This window comes from Gluconacetobacter dulcium, from assembly GCF_014174165.1.
In the GTDB taxonomy this organism is placed as follows: domain Bacteria; phylum Pseudomonadota; class Alphaproteobacteria; order Acetobacterales; family Acetobacteraceae; genus Gluconacetobacter; species Gluconacetobacter dulcium.
On record NZ_JABEQN010000014.1, the window covers coordinates 70,818 to 88,155 of the forward strand.

Annotated in this window: 15 protein-coding genes and 2 pseudogenes; 8 read left to right on the forward strand and 9 right to left on the reverse strand. The window is 56.6% G+C overall.

The window, feature by feature from the left end:
- Positions 1-184 precede the first annotated feature (184 nt).
- Complete coding sequence (locus HLH25_RS12140) at positions 185-499, forward strand: hypothetical protein (protein WP_182974313.1); 315 nt, start codon at positions 185-187, stop codon at positions 497-499.
- 146 nt (positions 500-645) lie between these two features.
- Here HLH25_RS12140 and HLH25_RS12145 read toward each other — a convergent pair whose 3' ends face one another.
- The 5 genes and pseudogenes from HLH25_RS12145 to HLH25_RS20550 all read right to left on the reverse strand — a co-directional run.
- A complete protein-coding gene (locus tag HLH25_RS12145) occupies positions 646-1,257 on the reverse strand; it encodes a hypothetical protein (RefSeq protein ID WP_182974314.1) in 612 nt (203 codons plus the stop codon).
- Positions 1,258-1,787: 530 nt separating this feature from the next.
- Positions 1,788-2,012 carry a twin-arginine translocase TatA/TatE family subunit gene (gene tatA, locus HLH25_RS20305; protein ID WP_182974315.1) on the reverse strand — a complete coding sequence of 75 codons (225 nt, stop codon included), beginning with the start codon at positions 2,010-2,012 and terminating at the stop codon, positions 1,788-1,790.
- Between the two features lie 62 nt (positions 2,013-2,074).
- A complete protein-coding gene (locus tag HLH25_RS12155) occupies positions 2,075-3,313 on the reverse strand; it encodes a cupin domain-containing protein (RefSeq protein WP_182974316.1) in 1,239 nt (412 codons plus the stop codon).
- Positions 3,314-3,764: 451 nt separating this feature from the next.
- Positions 3,765-4,214, reverse strand: a complete 450-nt coding sequence (locus tag HLH25_RS20545) for an IS5 family transposase (protein WP_259657233.1) — start codon at positions 4,212-4,214, stop codon at positions 3,765-3,767.
- Positions 4,215-4,283: 69 nt separating this feature from the next.
- Positions 4,284-4,481 (reverse strand): annotated as a pseudogene (locus tag HLH25_RS20550) (transposase); the annotation flags it as partial.
- A gap of 270 nt (positions 4,482-4,751) precedes the next feature.
- Here HLH25_RS20550 and HLH25_RS12165 point away from each other — a divergent pair.
- The 4 genes from HLH25_RS12165 to HLH25_RS12180 all read left to right on the forward strand — a co-directional run bounded on the left by HLH25_RS12165 (position 4,752) and on the right by HLH25_RS12180 (position 9,917).
- Positions 4,752-5,924: an oxalate decarboxylase family bicupin gene (locus HLH25_RS12165; protein WP_182974317.1), complete on the forward strand. Its 1,173-nt coding sequence runs from the start codon at positions 4,752-4,754 to the stop codon at positions 5,922-5,924.
- 199 nt (positions 5,925-6,123) lie between these two features.
- Positions 6,124-7,926 carry a PAS domain-containing sensor histidine kinase gene (locus HLH25_RS12170; RefSeq protein WP_310889099.1) on the forward strand — a complete coding sequence of 601 codons (1,803 nt, stop codon included), beginning with the start codon at positions 6,124-6,126 and terminating at the stop codon, positions 7,924-7,926.
- Positions 7,923-8,636, forward strand: a complete 714-nt coding sequence (locus HLH25_RS12175) for a response regulator transcription factor (protein ID WP_246402137.1) — start codon at positions 7,923-7,925, stop codon at positions 8,634-8,636. The genes HLH25_RS12170 and HLH25_RS12175 overlap by 4 nt, the downstream gene beginning before the upstream one ends.
- Positions 8,637-8,811: 175 nt before the next feature.
- A protein-coding gene (locus HLH25_RS12180) for an IS3 family transposase (RefSeq protein ID WP_182974319.1) occupies positions 8,812-9,917 on the forward strand; the annotation gives its coding sequence in 2 pieces (ribosomal slippage) (positions 8,812-9,064 and positions 9,064-9,917; 1,107 coding nt in all).
- Positions 9,918-10,069: 152 nt separating this feature from the next.
- Here the strand turns inward: HLH25_RS12180 and HLH25_RS12185 are convergent.
- The 3 genes from HLH25_RS12185 to HLH25_RS12195 all read right to left on the reverse strand — a co-directional run bounded on the left by HLH25_RS12185 (position 10,070) and on the right by HLH25_RS12195 (position 12,608).
- Complete coding sequence (locus HLH25_RS12185; protein WP_182974320.1) at positions 10,070-10,669, reverse strand: hypothetical protein; 600 nt, start codon at positions 10,667-10,669, stop codon at positions 10,070-10,072.
- An 84-nt stretch (positions 10,670-10,753) separates the two neighbouring features.
- Positions 10,754-11,227 carry a DUF3455 domain-containing protein gene (locus HLH25_RS12190; protein ID WP_246402154.1) on the reverse strand — a complete coding sequence of 158 codons (474 nt, stop codon included), beginning with the start codon at positions 11,225-11,227 and terminating at the stop codon, positions 10,754-10,756.
- A 556-nt stretch (positions 11,228-11,783) separates the two neighbouring features.
- Positions 11,784-12,608, reverse strand: a complete 825-nt coding sequence (locus tag HLH25_RS12195; RefSeq protein WP_182974322.1) for a formate/nitrite transporter family protein — start codon at positions 12,606-12,608, stop codon at positions 11,784-11,786.
- Positions 12,609-13,719: 1,111 nt separating this feature from the next.
- Between HLH25_RS12195 and HLH25_RS20660 the strand changes: the two are divergent.
- Positions 13,720-13,887 (forward strand): annotated as a pseudogene (locus HLH25_RS20660) (cupin); the annotation flags it as partial.
- 187 nt (positions 13,888-14,074) lie between these two features.
- Here the strand turns inward: HLH25_RS20660 and HLH25_RS12200 are convergent.
- Positions 14,075-14,395 (reverse strand): hypothetical protein, encoded by a 321-nt coding sequence (locus HLH25_RS12200; protein WP_182974323.1) that lies wholly within the window; start codon positions 14,393-14,395, stop codon positions 14,075-14,077.
- A gap of 81 nt (positions 14,396-14,476) precedes the next feature.
- On the opposite strand from HLH25_RS12200, the gene HLH25_RS12205 reads away from it, so the two are divergent.
- Together HLH25_RS12205 and HLH25_RS12210 are read left to right on the forward strand one after the other, a co-directional pair.
- Positions 14,477-14,926 carry a nitrate reductase associated protein gene (locus tag HLH25_RS12205; protein ID WP_182974324.1) on the forward strand — a complete coding sequence of 150 codons (450 nt, stop codon included), beginning with the start codon at positions 14,477-14,479 and terminating at the stop codon, positions 14,924-14,926.
- A 104-nt stretch (positions 14,927-15,030) separates the two neighbouring features.
- Positions 15,031-17,334, forward strand: coding sequence for an FdhF/YdeP family oxidoreductase (locus HLH25_RS12210; RefSeq protein ID WP_182974325.1), 2,304 nt, complete (start codon positions 15,031-15,033; stop codon positions 17,332-17,334).
- The last annotated feature ends 4 nt before the right edge of the window (positions 17,335-17,338 follow it).

Sequence of the window (17,338 nt, forward strand, 5' to 3'; positions counted from 1 at the left end):
GAGGTAGCGGGACCACGCTGGTGACGAACAGACAAACTACGGAGGAGAGCGTAAGACGATTCATTGGGACAGGGCTTCTATTCAGTCTGGTTCGGGCATTGCATAATCGTGTCTCAAGCCGTCTGTCGTCTGTAACGGCACCCCGGCGTTCGGCATTCTACGGGGCGAACCTGATGCGAAGCTGATGATGACGATGCCACTTCGAGACGGATCAAAAAGTTGCGCTGCGGCACCTGTCGTCACAGTCGCTATCGCCACACTTACGGTGACAATGAATGTTGCCGCGATAGATGGGGAAAATGCGCAGTGGTCGAAATCCGATTTCGACCTACCGATGTCCGGCATTTCGGCAAATGTAGCTGCTGATGTGGCGCTGGATGGCTTTGCTGAAGGCATGGTGCTCGCAGCGCCACATTGGCTTGAAACGCTTATGCTTTGTCCTCAAGTCGGGCGCATGTCGCACAGCCATGGCCCGCAGGTGATCTTGGTGTCCGTATAGTGCGAGCGGAGCATGCTATCGCACTGCCCGGCCCGACTCCTGTCTGAATGCCAGCGTCATGCACATGGTCGGAACAGCGTTTTCGCGGCGCCAGGTTCAGGCCTGCCCTTTATTGCCTTCTGCCGAAGGGCACAGTTCATGTAGGGCTAAAGCACATTGGTTGATTTACATTTTGTCTCGTCGTATTTTTCGTAAAAAGTTCGAGATGAATCGGCCGTATATTGGTCGGATTTATTTTGAAGCAATATGTGAATATATTGCAATATTTCTGATTCTGTTACCTCTGGATGAAATTTTATATAGTCCTTTGTCTCACGATTGATCATTTCCGGGAGGTCTTGTTCGAGCTTTCGATAGTAAGAAAATATATGCTCGCCTTTCTTCTTATAGAATTCTGCCAAACTATTTTTCTCGCAGATATTCTGATTGAGATCACTCGCTATCTCCACGGTCGGATCATTTATGCCGACATCGACAGAAATTAAATACGAGCCGGGATATTTTTTATCTACCTTAATCTTGTCAGAGAATACGGAGTAAAAGAATCCCCGAGGCCATTGATTTTCGCTATTACCCTTTTGCACGGCGAACTCGTGCATTTGCTGTAACGTATAATCACGCCTAACGTCTATTTTGTAGAAATGAAACGACACTTTGGATTCCACGTGGCGTGCGGGGGCGGCTCTGACCGAGAAAGAGAAAGACTGGGTAAGAATTGCCACGGCAAGAAGGTAGGAAGATTGTCTTACATTCAACATCGGCGTTCTTTCAGAAATAAACTCCTCAGCATTGTAACGAGCAAGCCTGATGCGAAACTGATGACTACGATGCCATTGTCGAGACGGATCGCAAGGTTGCGCCGGGGGATTTATCGTCTCGGTCGCAATCCCCGACGGCGTCGGTGAATGAGGCTACGATCGGCTGGGAGAACGCGCAGTGTCCGATATCCGATTTCAGCTTGTCGGGGTCGCAGGTTTCGGCGAACGTAGCGGTCGATACGCTGTCAGGTAGCCCTGCTGAATTATGGCGCTCGCGGCACCATATTGGCCCGAGATGCCTGTGGCTTGTTGTCAAGCGGGCGTATGTAGGACATCCATAATTTGCGGGTGATGAGTGTGTCCGTACCGCTGGCGCAGGAAGTACTTTCCCTCTTCGCGCCTTTTCGGTCATATAGTGACGCATCTCTCATTGTGCCGATTAATGCTGTCGCAATATCCGGCGTGACCGGTGCCCTGAATACGAGAGTCACGCCGGAAATATGATTGGCACAACGCTTCCTACTGCTTGCTTAATGCGCATGCAATGTATGCCCGGCGGGCTGCTCACTTGCCGGCGAGATATCGGACTGCGCCAGTAATGTGTCTTCCGATTGTAGATCGGCTACTTCTTTGCGAAAGATCCTCAGGCCGCGGCCGAGATCTCCCATAGTGGACGAGAGACGTTTCCCGCCGCCAAAGAGAACCAACACGACGGCGAGCACGATGAGCCAATGCCAAATGCTGAGAGATCCCATATCCTCATTCTCCACTCATTAAGATTGTCTCCTCCGGCCTACCTGACCGGAGGAGACAGCGATTACACCGGCGAGAAGTCGGGACGGGTGGTCGGGAAGCGACTGATTGTCTCCGGATCCAGGTTCAGCGTCTGCTGGACCATTTCTGGCGGGATGTGGGTGAGCCAATCCGACAGCGAGACTTCGGCGAAGCGATCCGACTTGAAGACCGAAATCACCTTCACATCCTCATTGCCGGTATTCTCCACATAATGACCGAGACTCTTCTTGATGTACCAGACATCACCTGGGTTAAAATTGGCGGTCTGGGCCTTGGGGCCGGTGTTGAATACGGTGACGCGCGCCTGACCCTGGATAACGAATGCCCATTCGTCAGCGTTGGGATGCCAATGCATTTCCCGGATAGCGCCGGGGCGGATCGTTTCAAGGGCCGCCGCGACGGTCTTGGAAATGGGAAAATTCCTGCTGTCTGCGATCTGTGCCTGCCCACCATGTGTTCTGGCAATCGGCTTTGCACGCGAAAGACGGTAGATCACTTTCTCCGCCCCCGGGACAACTCGTGCGCTCCTCTGATCCATTGGGAGGTCCGGAGGGATTTCCCCCTGGAAAATCCAGAGGTTATCGAGCGGGATTTTTTTGAACGCGCTCTCCGGCACGCCGAAGTTCTTCGCCAGTACTTCGGGGGGGGTATGCGCGAGCCAGTCAGTAACCAGTAGCGTATTGAATTCTGAAGATTTTCCGTTGTCGAATGCAAGGAGGAATTCTGCGCCATCGGGCCCAAGACCCTGAAGCGAATGCGGCATGCCGGGCGGGAAATACCACAAATCGCCTGCTTCGACATCTTCGACGCTCGGACGTCCCTGTTCGTCCAGAGTTGTAATCCGGCATTTTCCGTAGAGCATAATTGCCCATTCGGCCTGCTGATGCCAATGCATCTCGCGAATGCCGCCGGCGCTCAGACGCATGTTGACGCCCGATATGTCCTCGGAAATTGCGAAGTCGTCCTGCGTGACTTCTCGGGCCCAACCACCATTCTGGATTCGACGGTGGGCGTTGTTAAACGATGCCCAGAAGAGAGGCATCCCATCGACATCGGTCGCCGGAGGTGATTGAAAGTCGGGAAATTGCGAGGCAATGGCCGGGTTCTTCGGTCCCGGATCAGACTTGCTCGACGGATTAAGCGCGTTCTGCATACCCTGTAGAGGATGGTCCGGGTTGCCAAACGTAGCCGCATGGGCTGCGCCCGCAACGCCGAGCATGCCCGCCGCGGTGAGAAAGCCCCTGCGCTGTAATGCACTCATTTTAGCCTCCTGAATGAACGAGCGCCATCATGAGGCTTCGACGCAGTTTCATCTATTATACCTTAGTTTGAGCCGCCGCCGCCACGACCCGAATTTCTATGTCGCAAGGTGTGGCATAAAGGGGATATTTCTTGCCTCGGAGCGTGAGAGACGAGTAGCCAGCGACGTATGAAGACACAAGGGCATCTGTCCATGCGCTTTGGCTCGGGTTGAAGCGTCGGCATTGAGCGGGTCGGTTCCGTCGAACCCGGTATCATTATCGCCGAGACCACGTCGGCGGCATCCTTGCGCGGAGAGTGGGGTGTGCGCCAATTGCTGCTTCAGTCAGTTGAAGGAGACCCATGAGGCGGTGAGCTTGAATTGGCTGCGGCTATCGGGCAGATGCCCTGTCTTCGCTGATTTCCGAGAACAGCATTAACGGTAGGAGGTCAGTTTAGACTAGGGCCCGGGCTCATAAATAGTAGCTGACGGCCGCGACGATGCATATGGCGGCGTGGAAGTTAGTGGCATTGCGATCGTAACGTGTTGCGATGCGACGGAAGTCCTTGAGGCGGTTGAACATGCGCTCAATGGCATTTCGTGTCTGATAAAGGACCGGCGAGAAGCAGTTCTTCCAGACCCGGTTGGCCTTGGGCGGGATGTTCGGCGCGGCGCCCTTGTCCTCGATCTGTCGACGCACCACGTGGGTTTCGTAGCCCTTGTCGCCTTGGATCAGCCGGGCGTTCGAGACCTGCGCCAGCAGCGGGATCGCTGCCGTGCAATCCGCGACGTTGCCGCCGGTCAGCACGAAGGCGACCGGACGGCGGGCGGCATCCGTCAGCGCATGGATCCTGGTCGTGCGCCTGCCACGCGATCGTCTGATGGCGTGGTATCGCTCCCCCTTTTTCCGCCGGAGGCGCAGCGATGAGCCTTCACGGCGGAACTGTCAATCAGAAGTTCGGCAGACGGTCGACCGCTCTGCGCCAGCGCCTCAAACAGGCGCGCCCAGACGCCTTTCGCAGCCCAGCGCTGAAACCCGATTGTAGAGCATCTTGCGCAAGCCATACGCGGACGGCGCATCCTTCCACCGCGCGCCGGACAGCATGACCTGAATGATGCAGCAGATCACGCGTCGATCATCCACGCGCGGCTTGCCACGTGTATCGGTGGGCAGATCCGGCGCAATCCGCGCAAATTGCCGCTCTCAGAGCCAGAAAAGGTCGGCGTTCATCGCTCGCCTTCTTTGAGAGAAAGCGAATCATAGGCCGCTCACAATGGGAATCCCCTTATGAGTCCGGGCCCTAGGAAGCCCGGCGCGCGCGAGTCGGTCCTTTATACCAAGGTATGATCGCCCTCCGCGCCTCGGCAAAGTATGAATCTCAACCTTCGGGTGAGCCGGAAAATTACGCTCGCGCTGAGCGCGATGCACTGGACCGTTGGTTGAGAAGGAATAGATAGGATGAGCGATCTGCCTTGGGGCGTATCCCCCTCTGAAGAAGGTCCGCAGCCGTGCCGTGACAATCGCGGTGGCACTATTCTCGGCCCTCGCAATCCTGCTCTCGAGCGTGAGAACCCGGACCTGCTCGCTTCGCCTGACACCGATGCGGGCACGATACCTAATCTCAAATTTTCCTATGGGATGGCGCGCAATCGCCTCGGGAGCGGCGGATGGGCACGTGAGGTTACGGTGCGCGAGCTGCCTGTGGCTACAACGCTGGCGGCAGTTAATATGCGGCTCAACAAAGGGGGGTACCGGGAGCTCCATTATCATAAGGAGGCCGAATGGGGGCTGATGCTCGCGGGGAAGGCCCGCGTTACCGCGGTCGATCCCCAGGGTCGGAATTTCGTGGACGATGTGGAAGCTGGCGACATCTGGAATTTCCCTGCGGGCGTTCCGCACTCGATCCAGGGCCTCGATGACGATGGCTGTGAGTTCCTGCTTGTCTTCGATGACGGAAGCTTCTCCGAGAACGAAACATTTCTGATCACCGATTGGCTGCTTCATACGCCGCCGCACATTCTGGCGAAGAATTTTGGGGTTCCCGAGGCCAAGTTTGAAGACCTTCCTGTCGACGTCGAGCATACACGCTGGATTTTTTCAGGAACCGTCCCTGGGCCGATCGATCAGGATAAAGTCGCGTCGCCACAAGGTACCTCGCCGATCCGTTATACTCACAAGCTCATGCGCCAAGCCCCAATCAAAGTCGCCGGCGGCGAAGTCAGGATCGTCGACTCGACGAACTTCCCGGCGGCGTCCACTATCGCCGCCGCGATCGTCGTTGTCGAACCCGGCCGCTTGCGCGAGCTTCATTGGCACAGCAATAACGACGAGTGGCAGTATTTCATTCGGGGAAAGGCGCGCATGACCGTATTCGCGTCGGGCGGGAAAGCCCGGACCTTTGATTACAGCGCCGGCGATGTGGGTTATGTACCCTTCGGAATGGGACACTACCTGGAAAACATCGGGGACGAGCCTCTTGTGTTCCTGGAGGCATTCAAGAGCTCGGTCTTTACCGATTTTTCCGCCAACCAGTGGCTCGCGCTTTCGCCTCCCGAAATGGTGAAGGAGCATCTGAACGTGGACGATGAGACCATTGCGGCGCTATCGAAGGTGAAGCCCCTTATAGTGTGATGGATGATGGCGCTCTGCTAGGATGCTAGTTGCCGTGCTATGGTGCTCGGGTCCGCATGGCGGCGGTTGGCTCCAGCCTGTGCGCGTAGCCTAAAGAGGAACGGGCCCGTTGTTCGCTACTTTCCGTCCATGGAGAACTGGACTGGCTCAGCCCCACGCGTGGGGCCTTCGGTCGGCGGCATTCATCATCGCACTGTTTGTGTTCGGCTTGAACACGGCGACACAGCTGCACGACGCGTTCGCTGTACTCTACGTGCTGGTCGTTCTCCTGATTGCCACCTCGTGTGGCCTGCGGACGATTTTGGCGACAGGTGCGGCGTGTATCGGCTTGTCGTGCCTTTCTTTCCTCGTGAAGCATCATGGTGAATCGTTCGATGATGCCTACCTTCGGCTCGCGGTCAGCATAATCGCGATCGGCGTTGCGACGATGCTTTCCGCACGTGACCGCCGTACGAGAGACGCGCTCGCGGAACAGGTTCGTATGTTGGCGTTCACCCATGATACCGTCATCGTCAGGGATCTCGACGATACGATTATCTATTGGAATGAAGGCGCCGTGAGGCTGTACGGATGGCATGCAGACGAGGCGATCGGAGAGAAAGGCTCGGCGCTCCTCCAAAGCACGCATCTCCCGCCAGCCGCGGCGGAGCAACTTCGCCTGGTCGGGCAATGGACGGGCGAAATCACAAGGACACGTCGCGACGGCCAACAGATCGTTCTGGATGTTCGCTGGAGCGTAAGGTTGGACAGTAATGGCCGAGAATGCGGGATTATCGAATTCGGCGCTGATCTTACGGAGCAGAAGGAGGCTGCGGCGGAGCGAGAGCGCTCCGAACAGCGTTACAGCGCCATTTTCCAGGCGGTAGCGTTTGCGATTTTCGAGGTGGATTGTTCCGTTGTGGACATTCTGTTCCGGGAGAAAAGAAGGCTACCTGAAGCGTCATGGCGTGATTGCCTGGAGCGCTTTCGTGACAAGCCTTACATACGAGACGCGAATGATGCTGCGGCCGCCCTTCTCGAGGTTGAAGATCCGCGGAAACTCACGGGTGCGCCGCTCCGTTCTCTCTTCGCCGATGAGAGTGTCTTCATCGCGGTATTGGCGCACTTGTCGAACAGCAATGTTGCTTATGAAACTGAGACAACCTTCGTCGGTCCCAACCGCCGCTCCCGGGACGTCGTTCTACGTGTCACCCGACCGGTCGGGGATTTGGAAAGTCGACGCGTGCTGGTCATGGCCCTCGACATCACGGAACATAACCAAGCACAAATGAAACTTCGCGCTGCACAGGGCGAACTGGCACATGCCGATCGCGTCACGACATTGGGGCAACTGGCGGTATCGATTGCTCATGAGGTCAACCAGCCTCTGTCGGCCATCACGACCTTTGCCCGGTCCGGACGGAGATGGCTCGATCGATCGCAACCTAAGGTCGGGGAGGCCCTCTTGTGCTTCGATGAGATCGTATCGAATAGTACCCGGGCTGCGGAGGTGATCACCCGGGTACGTGCATTAACGCGCAAGGAAACAGTTTTCTGTACGGCTATGGACCTCGGAGAGTTGGTGGAAGAAGTTCGGGTCCTACTCCGTGGAGAAATCCTGAGACGACACGTAGAAGTAAGAATAGAGAAAGCGGTCGATACGCCAATGGTATCGGGCGACCGAATTCAGCTCCAGCAGGTTATCATGAACGTGATGATGAACGCCATTCAGGCCATGAGCATCGTCGTCGATCGGCCGAGGGTTCTTGAAATCCGGATTGGGCGCGGTCAGGCTGGACCTGACACCGCGGTGTTGAGTTTTTGTGACACCGGACCTGGTTTCGGCGACATTGCCGATGGACAGCTTTTTGAGCCCTTTGTGACCACCAAGGCGCAGGGAATGGGCATGGGTCTCCCGATTTGCCGGGAGATCGCGCACGCACATGGAGGCACGATCAACGCATTGAACCGGTCTCCCTATGGTGCGGTCGTTATCGTGACGCTCCCCCAGCGGAGAGTATGATGGTCGGAAATGAGAAGAATGTGCGTGCCATCGCCCAACGGCCGGAGACACGCGCGATCATCGGAACCGTCATTGTCGTCGATGACGACGCGGGCATTCGAGCCTCCCTCGACAGTCTCTTCCGTTCGGCCGACCTTTGCGTCGTGACCTTTGCTGATCCATCGGAGTTCCTGGCCGCCGGTCTGCCCGATGGAGAGTGCTGTCTTGTGCTGGACGTACGGTTGAAGACGGCCGACGGCCTTGCGTTTCAGGCCTCGCTTGCTCAGGGCGGGATCAATATTCCTATTATTCTCATGACCGGACACGGTGACATACCGATGACCGTCAAGGGTATGAGAGCCGGCGCGATCGACTTCCTGACAAAGCCGTTCTCAGACGAGGCGATCTTATCCGCAGTCCACGATGCGCTGAAAATTTCGCGATCGCTGAGAAAGGAGGTGCGCCAAAGGGCCGATATGCAAGCGCGCTATGAGCAGCTTTCCGTGCGCGAGCGGGAGGTTATGGCTCTGGTGGCCAGCGGTTTGATGAATAAGCAAGTCGCTGCCCGCCTCGAGATAAGCTTGATAACGGTCAAAATCTATCGAGCGAATGCGATGAAGAAAATGCATGCCAGCTCACTCGCGGATCTGGTTCGCCAAGCAGAAGAACTGGGTATTCGAGACGAATCGGTCTCCCGTTACCATACAGAAGACGACACAAGACAACGATGATCGGAATTCCATGCCCAGGAGTCCGTGGCACGAGTATCAAGAGGAAGCGGTGGAGTTCCTGGAGCAGAGAAGCCAACCGCAGGCCTCGCCTCAAGTGACGTGCTCCCCGAAAACCCGGCCATTTTGAGTTGGAATTTTCCATTTATGATCCCGTAAGCGGGACGAGGAGAGTTTCATGAAGGCATCGAAGTTCACCGAGGCGCAGATCGCGTTTGTTTTGAAGCAGGCCGAAGGGGGCACACCTGTCGGCGAGGTCTGCCGGAAGGCAGGCATTTCGGATGCGACGTTCTACAACTGGCGGAAGAAATATGCGGGCCTGATGCCATCCGAAATGAAACGGCTGCGTCAGCTCGAAGACGAGAACGCGAAGCTGAAACGGATCGTGGCGGACCTGTCGCTCGACAAGGCGATGCTGCAGGACGTGCTGTCAAAAAAGCTCTGAGGCCTGCGCGCAAACGCGAACTCGTGGACAGGCTTCAGGGGGAGTGGAAGATCTCGACACGGCGGGCCTGTGCGGTGCTGCAGATCGATCGTTCCCTCTATGTCTACAAGTCGAAGCGCGGCACGCAGGCCGAACTGACACAGCGGATCCGGGAGATCTGCGCAACCCGTGTGTGCTATGGCTATCGCCGCGTTCATATCCTGCTGCAGCGGGATGGCTGGGCGGTGAACCCGAAGCGGATCTATTGTCTTTACAAGGAGTTGGGCATGCAACTGCGCAACAAGGTGCCCAGGCGGCGGGTCAAGGCGAAAGTGCGCGAGGACCGTCGTCCGGCGACGCACACCAATGATATCTGGGCAATGGATTTTGTTCACGACCAGCTTGCGACGGGCCGCAAGATCAGGATCCTGACCGTGATCGACACCTTCTCCCGCTTCTCGCCGGCCACGGATCCCCGGTTCAGTTATCGCGGCGAGGATGTCGTCCAGACCCTGGAGCGGATCTGCGGGCAGATGGGTTATCCCAGGAGCATCCGGGTCGACCAGGGCTCGGAGTTTGTCAGCCGGGATCTGGATCTATGGGCGTATCAGAAGGGTGTCGTGCTCGACTTTTCTCGCCCGGGCAAGCCGACCGACAACAGCTTCATCGAGTCCTTCAACGGCAAATTCAGGGCCGAGTGCCTGAACACGCACTGGTTCATGAGCCTTGACGACGCCCGGGCAAAAATGGAGGCTTGGCGTCAGGACTACAACGAGGTCCGCCCACACAGTGCCATCGGCAACAAGCCGCCGATATCGCTGCTGAACGGCTCGCCGGCGGATCTGCCGGTGGGGCCTTGAACCCGGAAGTTTCCAGTTCACGCTGGCCCAAAGTCGGGGAGCACTTCATAAGTCAGTATTTGTTTTTATGAAGAGAAATTGTTCAGAAGGAAAGAGATGCTTGAATTGGAAAAAAGACGCTTCGCGCGAGATTATCTATATTTAACATATCGTCATACATGGCAGTCACTTTTATACAAGCCATCAAGCTCCTCTCTTGAGTCTATGTGCCGCTCCAATAAGCGCTGCTTACGGGCAAAGGCGTTCAATTCATCACGGATAATAAGAGACCCTTGGTGTCCGACGGCACTGGTTGGGTTCTGCTTCCAGGCGATCGCGAAATGCCTGGAAATGTCTGCCGTTTCCTGCTCTAGGAGATTTTCTGCCGCGTCCGCGTGCTTTCTATAATGCGTCACTACGTTGTCGAACAGGCATTGACCGCCATCCAGGTCACGAGCGACTTCTATTTTGCGATCGACGAGTCCAATGTATAAAAACGGCTTTCCCTTAATTGTCTCTAATTTGATCTTGAGAGCATGTATATAGAATCCGTAGAGTGGCCGCGCCATGGATGGGTCGGCTTTCTCCTTGATTGCCTTGAGTTGCGACAGATTGAAGTCACGAACGATCCTGACAGGTTCGGAAATATTGACCGTCCTGATTTCTGGATAATCAGGGCGGGCGGCACGCACAGGAGCCGATTTCAAAGCGATCAGAATAAAGACAATTCCTGCTCCGACTACGCTTATTGAATGTCCGTGAAGTCTAAGCATATTTTCACACATTTTATTAATGATATTGCAAATCGGTTCAGCCTAAATCATTTGCAATCTACGCTTCCGACTTGAATAAGAACGTCACTGACGAAAAATATACGTTGCAGTGTAAGGTACCGCCAAAAGGGCGCCTGCGACCGAGCATGAACTCGGCGGCATTCCGCCATTTGTATTGATGCGTTCGATCATGGTCGCCTTGGCCAGACGACCGCGACCGTTGTTTCGTGTGATGGCTAGATGTGACTCCGGTATATTCCCGGTGGAATGTCCTGTCGACGCGCTGAGAACGCGACCTTCGACGCTACTTCCATCTTCGATTTTCCAGGTTGGCCCTCGGCTGTGGGTGCCTATTGTCCGTCCTCCATCGACAAGAGTCGCGATAGGCTCTCTTAACATCCACTTCAGGCCATCCGAATCTGTCTCCTTGCACTGATAAATCTGGGCGCCGACGGCGCGCACTTCCAAAAGTGGCTTGCCCGAAGCATGATCAGCCTCTTGCCCAAACGTAGCGCTCACGCCAGCCATCGAGGTAATGGCGATAATAATGCCCGTCATGGAAAGCAAGACGTGTTTTCTGTTCCTCGCTTGGTATGTGCGCTCACGAAGAGACAAAAAATTCCGTTGGCCCTTACACATTCTATGATTTCCTCGCAGACAGGGAGTTGAGTGGCCACGTGAACGATGTTCGGGCTCTCATTTGATCCAGCACCGCGCACAAAGCCAGCTATACCTTGGCATGAGGGGCGCAGCCTATGCGCTGGGATGACCGCTCTGGAAATCGAATGAGAAATGGAATCGGTTTACAGGTGTCTAAAAAGCCCGCCTGCCGAAAGAGGGCGCCACGTTGCGGGACCGCCGGGGTGTATTTTCGCACATCTGAGCGCCAGAAGAAGGCATTTCAGATAGCATCCTTGTATTTTGCCGGGTTGGTGAAGCGGAGGTTGGGATGCGTCGATTTTACGCTTCTGAATCGGTCGTCAGGACGATGGCTCAGTTTACCGCGCAGAGGGCCGCCTCACTGGAAGCATATCGTAAAAGTAGATGCCAAATCTGAACCAATCTCACGAAGGTCAATCGGTATCGTTCATGGCCTGCGCTCAGTTCACGAGCGTCACACGGGACGGGAGGCCGGATCCTGATTGGAAATCGGAGTGGTACGGTAAGTTGCATAAAGTGCGCCTCCGGTGAAAACGATACCACCCACAAGATTCCCCAGTGTCACCGGGATCTCGTTCCAAAGCCACCAATCTGTGAAACTCACGGGGGCACCGAGCATCATTCCCGTCGGAATGGCAAACATGTTTACGACGCTGTGCTCATATCCTTGCGCCACGAAAATCATGATCGGCAGCCAGGAAGCGGCTATCTTGCCGATCGTTGAGGTGGAGGCCAAGCCGACGACCGAACCGAGGCTGACCATCCAATTGCATAAGATGGCCTTTACGAACACCGTCACCATTCCTGCAAGGCCGAAGGCCTCGTATGCAGTCGTCTTGGTGACGGCAAGCGCACGGAGTTTGTCCCCCAGTGGTCCGCCTGCAACATGGCCACAATCGGTGAGCGCGATCCAGAACATCGCAGCGTAGACCAGGCTGCCGAGGAGGTTACCGATGAAGACCAGAATCCAGTTGCGACACACTGCGCGGGCACCAATACGTCCCGCAAAAGCAGCCAGTGGCATTATGCCAAAATTTCCCGTCAGGAGTTCCATTCCCAGAAGTATGATCAGCACGAATCCAGCAGGAAAGAGGACGGCTCCTACAACGAACTGCCCGGTCTGCGCCGCGACCAGGAAGGCGAGGGTGGTCACAAAGGCAAGATATGCGCCAGCAAGCATTGCTCGGATCAGCAAATCCTTCGTGGGCAGTTCCGCCTTGAGCGCAGCGGCTTCGATCATGTTATCGAGGATAACAGAAGGTTTAACGTAATCAGCCATGGGGTATGCCTTCTTTGAGAGGCTTCTGGGGCCAACTGCTTGAGGGATTATAGCAGCTCGGTGTCATGGTCGATATTATACTTAAGGATACGTCGTCTTCAGGACGGTCCGGGCACGGAGGCGCTTGGTATCGGTGGTGATCGGTTCGCCGTTCAGATTCGAGACAAGACCGCCTTCGATGGCAATGTGACCTATCGATTGGGCTCTTGGGCGACTATATCGCTGTGCAACAGGCTCCGCACCCTCGGTGCAATAGCGCCAACCCCGGCATCAGTCCGGAGCCAACGCGACAATCGATCAGTTTCGTGATGAAGGAGATGAGGCAGGAGTCATTATATTATGGGTGTGCCATTTGGCGCGACGGAGAAATCTCCGACTTGAGGGGGCGACGCAGAAAAAGCATTGCCTCCACTGTCCGTCGCGCATCCGCACTGTAGAGCGAGAAGTAATACGCAGACTGTATTTCTGATTAAAACAATCATGTCCTTGTTTCCCCGAATAGGTTCGTTGGGTCTATTCTATGGGGTCATATAGTTCAGGCGCGATTTCGCCTCCATCATACCTTGGTATGGTCTGCCGCGACGAATTCGCCAACTGCGAATGGTCCTTCCTGTCACCACTGCTGCTCAATAAGCTGCATGTTACTCTCGGCATCGATGATCGGCGTACGCTGAACGACATTTTCTGGTGCTTTGGGGCTGGTTCGCCCTGGATGGAGGCTGCTGTGCCGATGGCGGCCCTGCACGGGACACGGGAATAAGCAAGTATCTGTGAAATGTGTGGTATTCAGGGTCAAGTTCGTAGAGCTCGCTGCGATCCCGTCGGTTTCCGGAACGAGGCTCCTCCAAAAAAATGACGGCCTTTATCTACAGAAGAATGCCTTCAATCCACCGGTTAAAAAAGAATCTTTCCCATGGTCCCATAAAATGCGTCGCAATGTAGGGCGAGGCGGAGCTTGGGCATGTGGTGGGGAAATCCGCCTTCATAACCGGTGCTTATCACGTGATCAGCAATAGCGATTGGACAGGGTCATTACGGATCGGCCAGCTTCCGGATCACGTCGTCGATTTCGATGGAGGACGACGCAAAAATAAAATGGAGGACACGATGGCTAGATGCCGAAGGGCGGATCGAGTGGGAAGCGGGTTGCGCGTTCGTGACGCCGCCGGGCTACTGGCATGCTCATTTCAATGAATCGGGTGCCGAGGCGCGCCTGATCCCGATACAGGGTGCGGGATTGCAGACATATCTGCGCACACTGGATATCAGATTCGCTTGACGGCCGAGGCTGGCAGAAGGACGTCCTATCCATCGGCGCGTCTCTTGCCATCAACGGGAAGAGCGCGGGTCATGGTCATGGCAATTGCGATGCCATGACCGGTTTTGTCGGCGCGAGAGTCAAAACGGATATGAAGATTTTCTGGAGCATCTGCACGGTCCTGTTTTTGACAGAATGTACGTGGCCATCAGACGTTGATCGTGCCTACGATCAGCATCTGACCGAGGCTTATTTCAAACGTATCTCGGTCCGGGATTTGCGGGCGCAGCCTTGGGCTGCGCATGTCGAGCGGAATATCTTGCAGATGGTCATGGTGAACGGGTCTGCGGCTTATGTGTTCTATGACACGCGCGTTTGTCACTGCGTCTTCATCGACGATCAAGCGCGCTATCTTCAGGTTCGAGAGCTTGCGCGGGTTGAAGACGAGAAAACGCGAGCCGCGCCAGTCTATATGCAATAATTCTTCCGAGGGCCATATCAAGGCGGTCATGAGAAGGATGAGGTTCATGGAAGGTTCGATGGTGCCGTCTGTGGCGGGAACATGGTACCGCGACGTTAAATCAATAGGGTGAGTTCGGGATCTGCTACGATGATTTTCGATTTTGAAAGTGATTTTGCCGGTTCGCTCCGCTGTATCCCGATGATTGTGCGGCAGAAGCTCGACATCGTCGGAATCAAGCTCAGCCTGCGGCAATGGAGCCGTTTCACCCGGGAGGAGCGGGGCGGGCTCACCGACCTTGTCTGTGAAAGCTCCGATGAACAGGCCGCGTATCGTGCGCTTGTCCTGCGCCTTATTGATTTGCGCAGTGATGAGCCGCCAGTCTGGCTGGCGGCGAAGAATCTGGAAGATTGGCAGGACGCGCGCTGGATGCCCGAGCCTGTCAAGGTGCAGGCGGCGGCCGACGGTGTGCCGCCGCCAACCCAGCAGCAATGGGCAGAGCTGACGGCTTTGCAGCGCTTTGCGCTTGTCAAACTTGCGCGATCGAGGCATGAGAACGAGAATTTTTTACCGGCGATGAAGGAATTTGGAATCCTTTAATGGACGGCGGCCTTCGGCTGACTTAACCGAAGGGAATGACCGGCCGTGCGCTCCGGCGCCGGCGATAACTCCGCAACCCGGCCGCGGCCGACGGGGGTAAGACCATGAGCAAAGAAAAAGAAGCCGAGTTCAAGCCCTACCATCACCCTGCGGGCGGCTGGGGCGCGGCCGGGGCGACTGCAAAGGTGCTCATGGAGCAGAGCGTGCTCGTCAAGGGCTCGCGTGGCCTGCTGTCGATGAACCAGCCGGGCGGCTTCAAATGCCCGAGTTGCGCCTTTCCAGACGCGGACCACCACAAGAAGCTGGAATTCTGCGAGAACGGCGCCAAGGCGCTGGCCCACGAGGCGACCAAGGCGCGGGTGACGCGGGAGCTTTTTGAAAAATACACCGTCACGGAGTTGATGGAGCGCAGCGACTACTGGCTAGAAATGCAGGGGCGCCTGACGGAGCCGATGCGCTATGACCCGAAGACCGACAGATACGTGCCGGTCGCATGGGAGGATGCGTTCGCGCTGATCGGGCAGCATCTTCAGGCGCTCGACAGCCCGCACCAGGCGGAATTCTACACCTCCGGGCGCACCGCCAACGAGACGGCGTTCCTGTATTCGATTTTCATCCGGGAATTCGGCACCAACAATTTCCCGGATTGTTCGAACATGTGCCATGAGCCGACCAGCCGAGGCCTGATGCCGGCCATCGGCATCGGCAAGGGCACGATCGTCCTGGCCGACTTCGAACATGCCGAAGCGATCTTCGTCATCGGGCAGAATACGGGCACCAATTCGCCGCGCATGATGACCAACCTGGTCGACGCGCGGAAGCGCGGGGTGCCGATAGTGCTGATCAATCCGATGCCCGAGCGCGCGCTGATCCGCTTCACCGAGCCGCAGGATGTACTCCAGATGGCGACCTTCGGGTCGACGCCGATTTCCAGCGAATTCGTGCATGTGCGGATCGGTGGCGATCTTGCCATCTTCAAGGGCATGATGCGGGTCCTGTTCGAAGCCGAGGATGCCGGTGAGGCGGCCCTGGACATGGAGTTCATCAATCAGCATACGGCCGGCCTCGACGCCCTGCGCGCCGATGTGATGCGCTATTCCTGGGCGGACATCACGCGGATCTCCGGCGTGTCGGAAGAGCAGATCCGGCGGATCGCGGGGATCTATCAGAAATCCAGGGCGACGGTCATCTGCTATGGCATGGGGATAACGCAGCATCAGGAGGGATCGCGCCTGGTGCAGCAGATTGCCAACCTGCTCATGCTGCGTGGTAATTTTGGCAAGCCTGGTGCGGGCGTCGCGCCGATCCGGGGCCATTCCAACGTGCAGGGCGACCGTACGGTCGGGATCGACGAGAAACCGACACCGGATTATCTCGATCGCGTTCGCGATGTGTTCGGGTTCGAGCCGCCGCGTGAGCACGGCCACCATGTGGTCGAGGCGCTTGAGGCCATGGAAGCAGGTACGGCGAAAATCTTTATCGGGATGGGCGGCAACTTTGCCCGCGCGGTTCCGGATACCGAGCGGTCCTATGCCGCGATGGCGAAGCTCAACCTGACCGTCGGGATCGCAACGAAGCTGAATCGCGGCCATCTGATCCATGGCAAGGATGCGCTCATCCTGCCGGTGGTGGCACGCTCGGAGATCATCCGCACAGCGGCTGGCGAGCAGTTCGTGACTATCGAGGATGCCATGTCAAATGTGACGGCGTCTCGGGGCGTGTTCGAGCCGGTGACGCAGGATGTTCTGCCGGAAACGGAAATTGTCTGCCGCATGGCGATGGCGACGCTGCCGGACTCGAAGACGCCCTGGGACCTTTACATGCAGGATTACGGCCTGATCCGCGACAAGATCGCCGAGGTCTATCCGGGCATCTACGCGGACTTCTCGGAGCGGATCAAGGACCCGAAAGGGTTTCACCTCGACATCCCGCCGCGCCGCCGAGTCTGGAGGACACCGAACGGCAAGGCCAATTTCCTGCTGCTGCCGGGCCTGGAAGTGAACACGCCGGTGGAAGACACGGCCATGCTGCGTCTCGCGACGATCCGCTCGCACGACCAGTACAACACGACGATCTACAGCAACAACGACCGTTATCGCGGCGTCTATAATAACCGCCTCGTAATCTTCATGAACCGGGACGACATGAAGGACCGGGCGCTTGAGAACGGCGCGGTGATCGGGCTTGAGACCTATAGCGACGACGGGTATCGCCGCTATGTCGATGGTCTCACGGTCATCGACTATCCGATGCCGCGCGGTGCGATTGCCGGGTATTATCCGGAACTCAATCCGCTGCTGCCGCTCGACTATTTCGACGAGGTCAGCGGCACTCCGGCCGCGAAGTCGATTCCGGTCAAGATCGTGCCCAGCGTGGCATCGGCGGTACCGATGCGGTTCGCCGGATAACAGC

Bases quoted from the DNA above. Each gene is read 5' to 3' on its own strand.
- HLH25_RS12140 (WP_182974313.1), top strand. From the start codon at position 185: ATGATGACGATGCCACTTCGAGACGGATCAAAAAGTTGCGCTGCGGCA.
- HLH25_RS12145 (WP_182974314.1), bottom strand. From the start codon at position 1,257: ATGTTGAATGTAAGACAATCTTCCTACCTTCTTGCCGTGGCAATTCTT.
- tatA (WP_182974315.1), bottom strand. From the start codon at position 2,012: ATGGGATCTCTCAGCATTTGGCATTGGCTCATCGTGCTCGCCGTCGTG.
- HLH25_RS12155 (WP_182974316.1), bottom strand. From the start codon at position 3,313: ATGAGTGCATTACAGCGCAGGGGCTTTCTCACCGCGGCGGGCATGCTC.
- HLH25_RS12165 (WP_182974317.1), top strand. From the start codon at position 4,752: ATGAGCGATCTGCCTTGGGGCGTATCCCCCTCTGAAGAAGGTCCGCAG.
- HLH25_RS12175 (WP_246402137.1), top strand. From the start codon at position 7,923: ATGATGGTCGGAAATGAGAAGAATGTGCGTGCCATCGCCCAACGGCCG.
- HLH25_RS12185 (WP_182974320.1), bottom strand. From the start codon at position 10,669: ATGCTTAGACTTCACGGACATTCAATAAGCGTAGTCGGAGCAGGAATT.
- HLH25_RS12190 (WP_246402154.1), bottom strand. From the start codon at position 11,227: ATGACGGGCATTATTATCGCCATTACCTCGATGGCTGGCGTGAGCGCT.
- HLH25_RS12195 (WP_182974322.1), bottom strand. From the start codon at position 12,608: ATGGCTGATTACGTTAAACCTTCTGTTATCCTCGATAACATGATCGAA.
- HLH25_RS12200 (WP_182974323.1), bottom strand. From the start codon at position 14,395: ATGAACCTCATCCTTCTCATGACCGCCTTGATATGGCCCTCGGAAGAA.
- HLH25_RS12205 (WP_182974324.1), top strand. From the start codon at position 14,477: ATGATTTTCGATTTTGAAAGTGATTTTGCCGGTTCGCTCCGCTGTATC.
- HLH25_RS12210 (WP_182974325.1), top strand. From the start codon at position 15,031: ATGAGCAAAGAAAAAGAAGCCGAGTTCAAGCCCTACCATCACCCTGCG.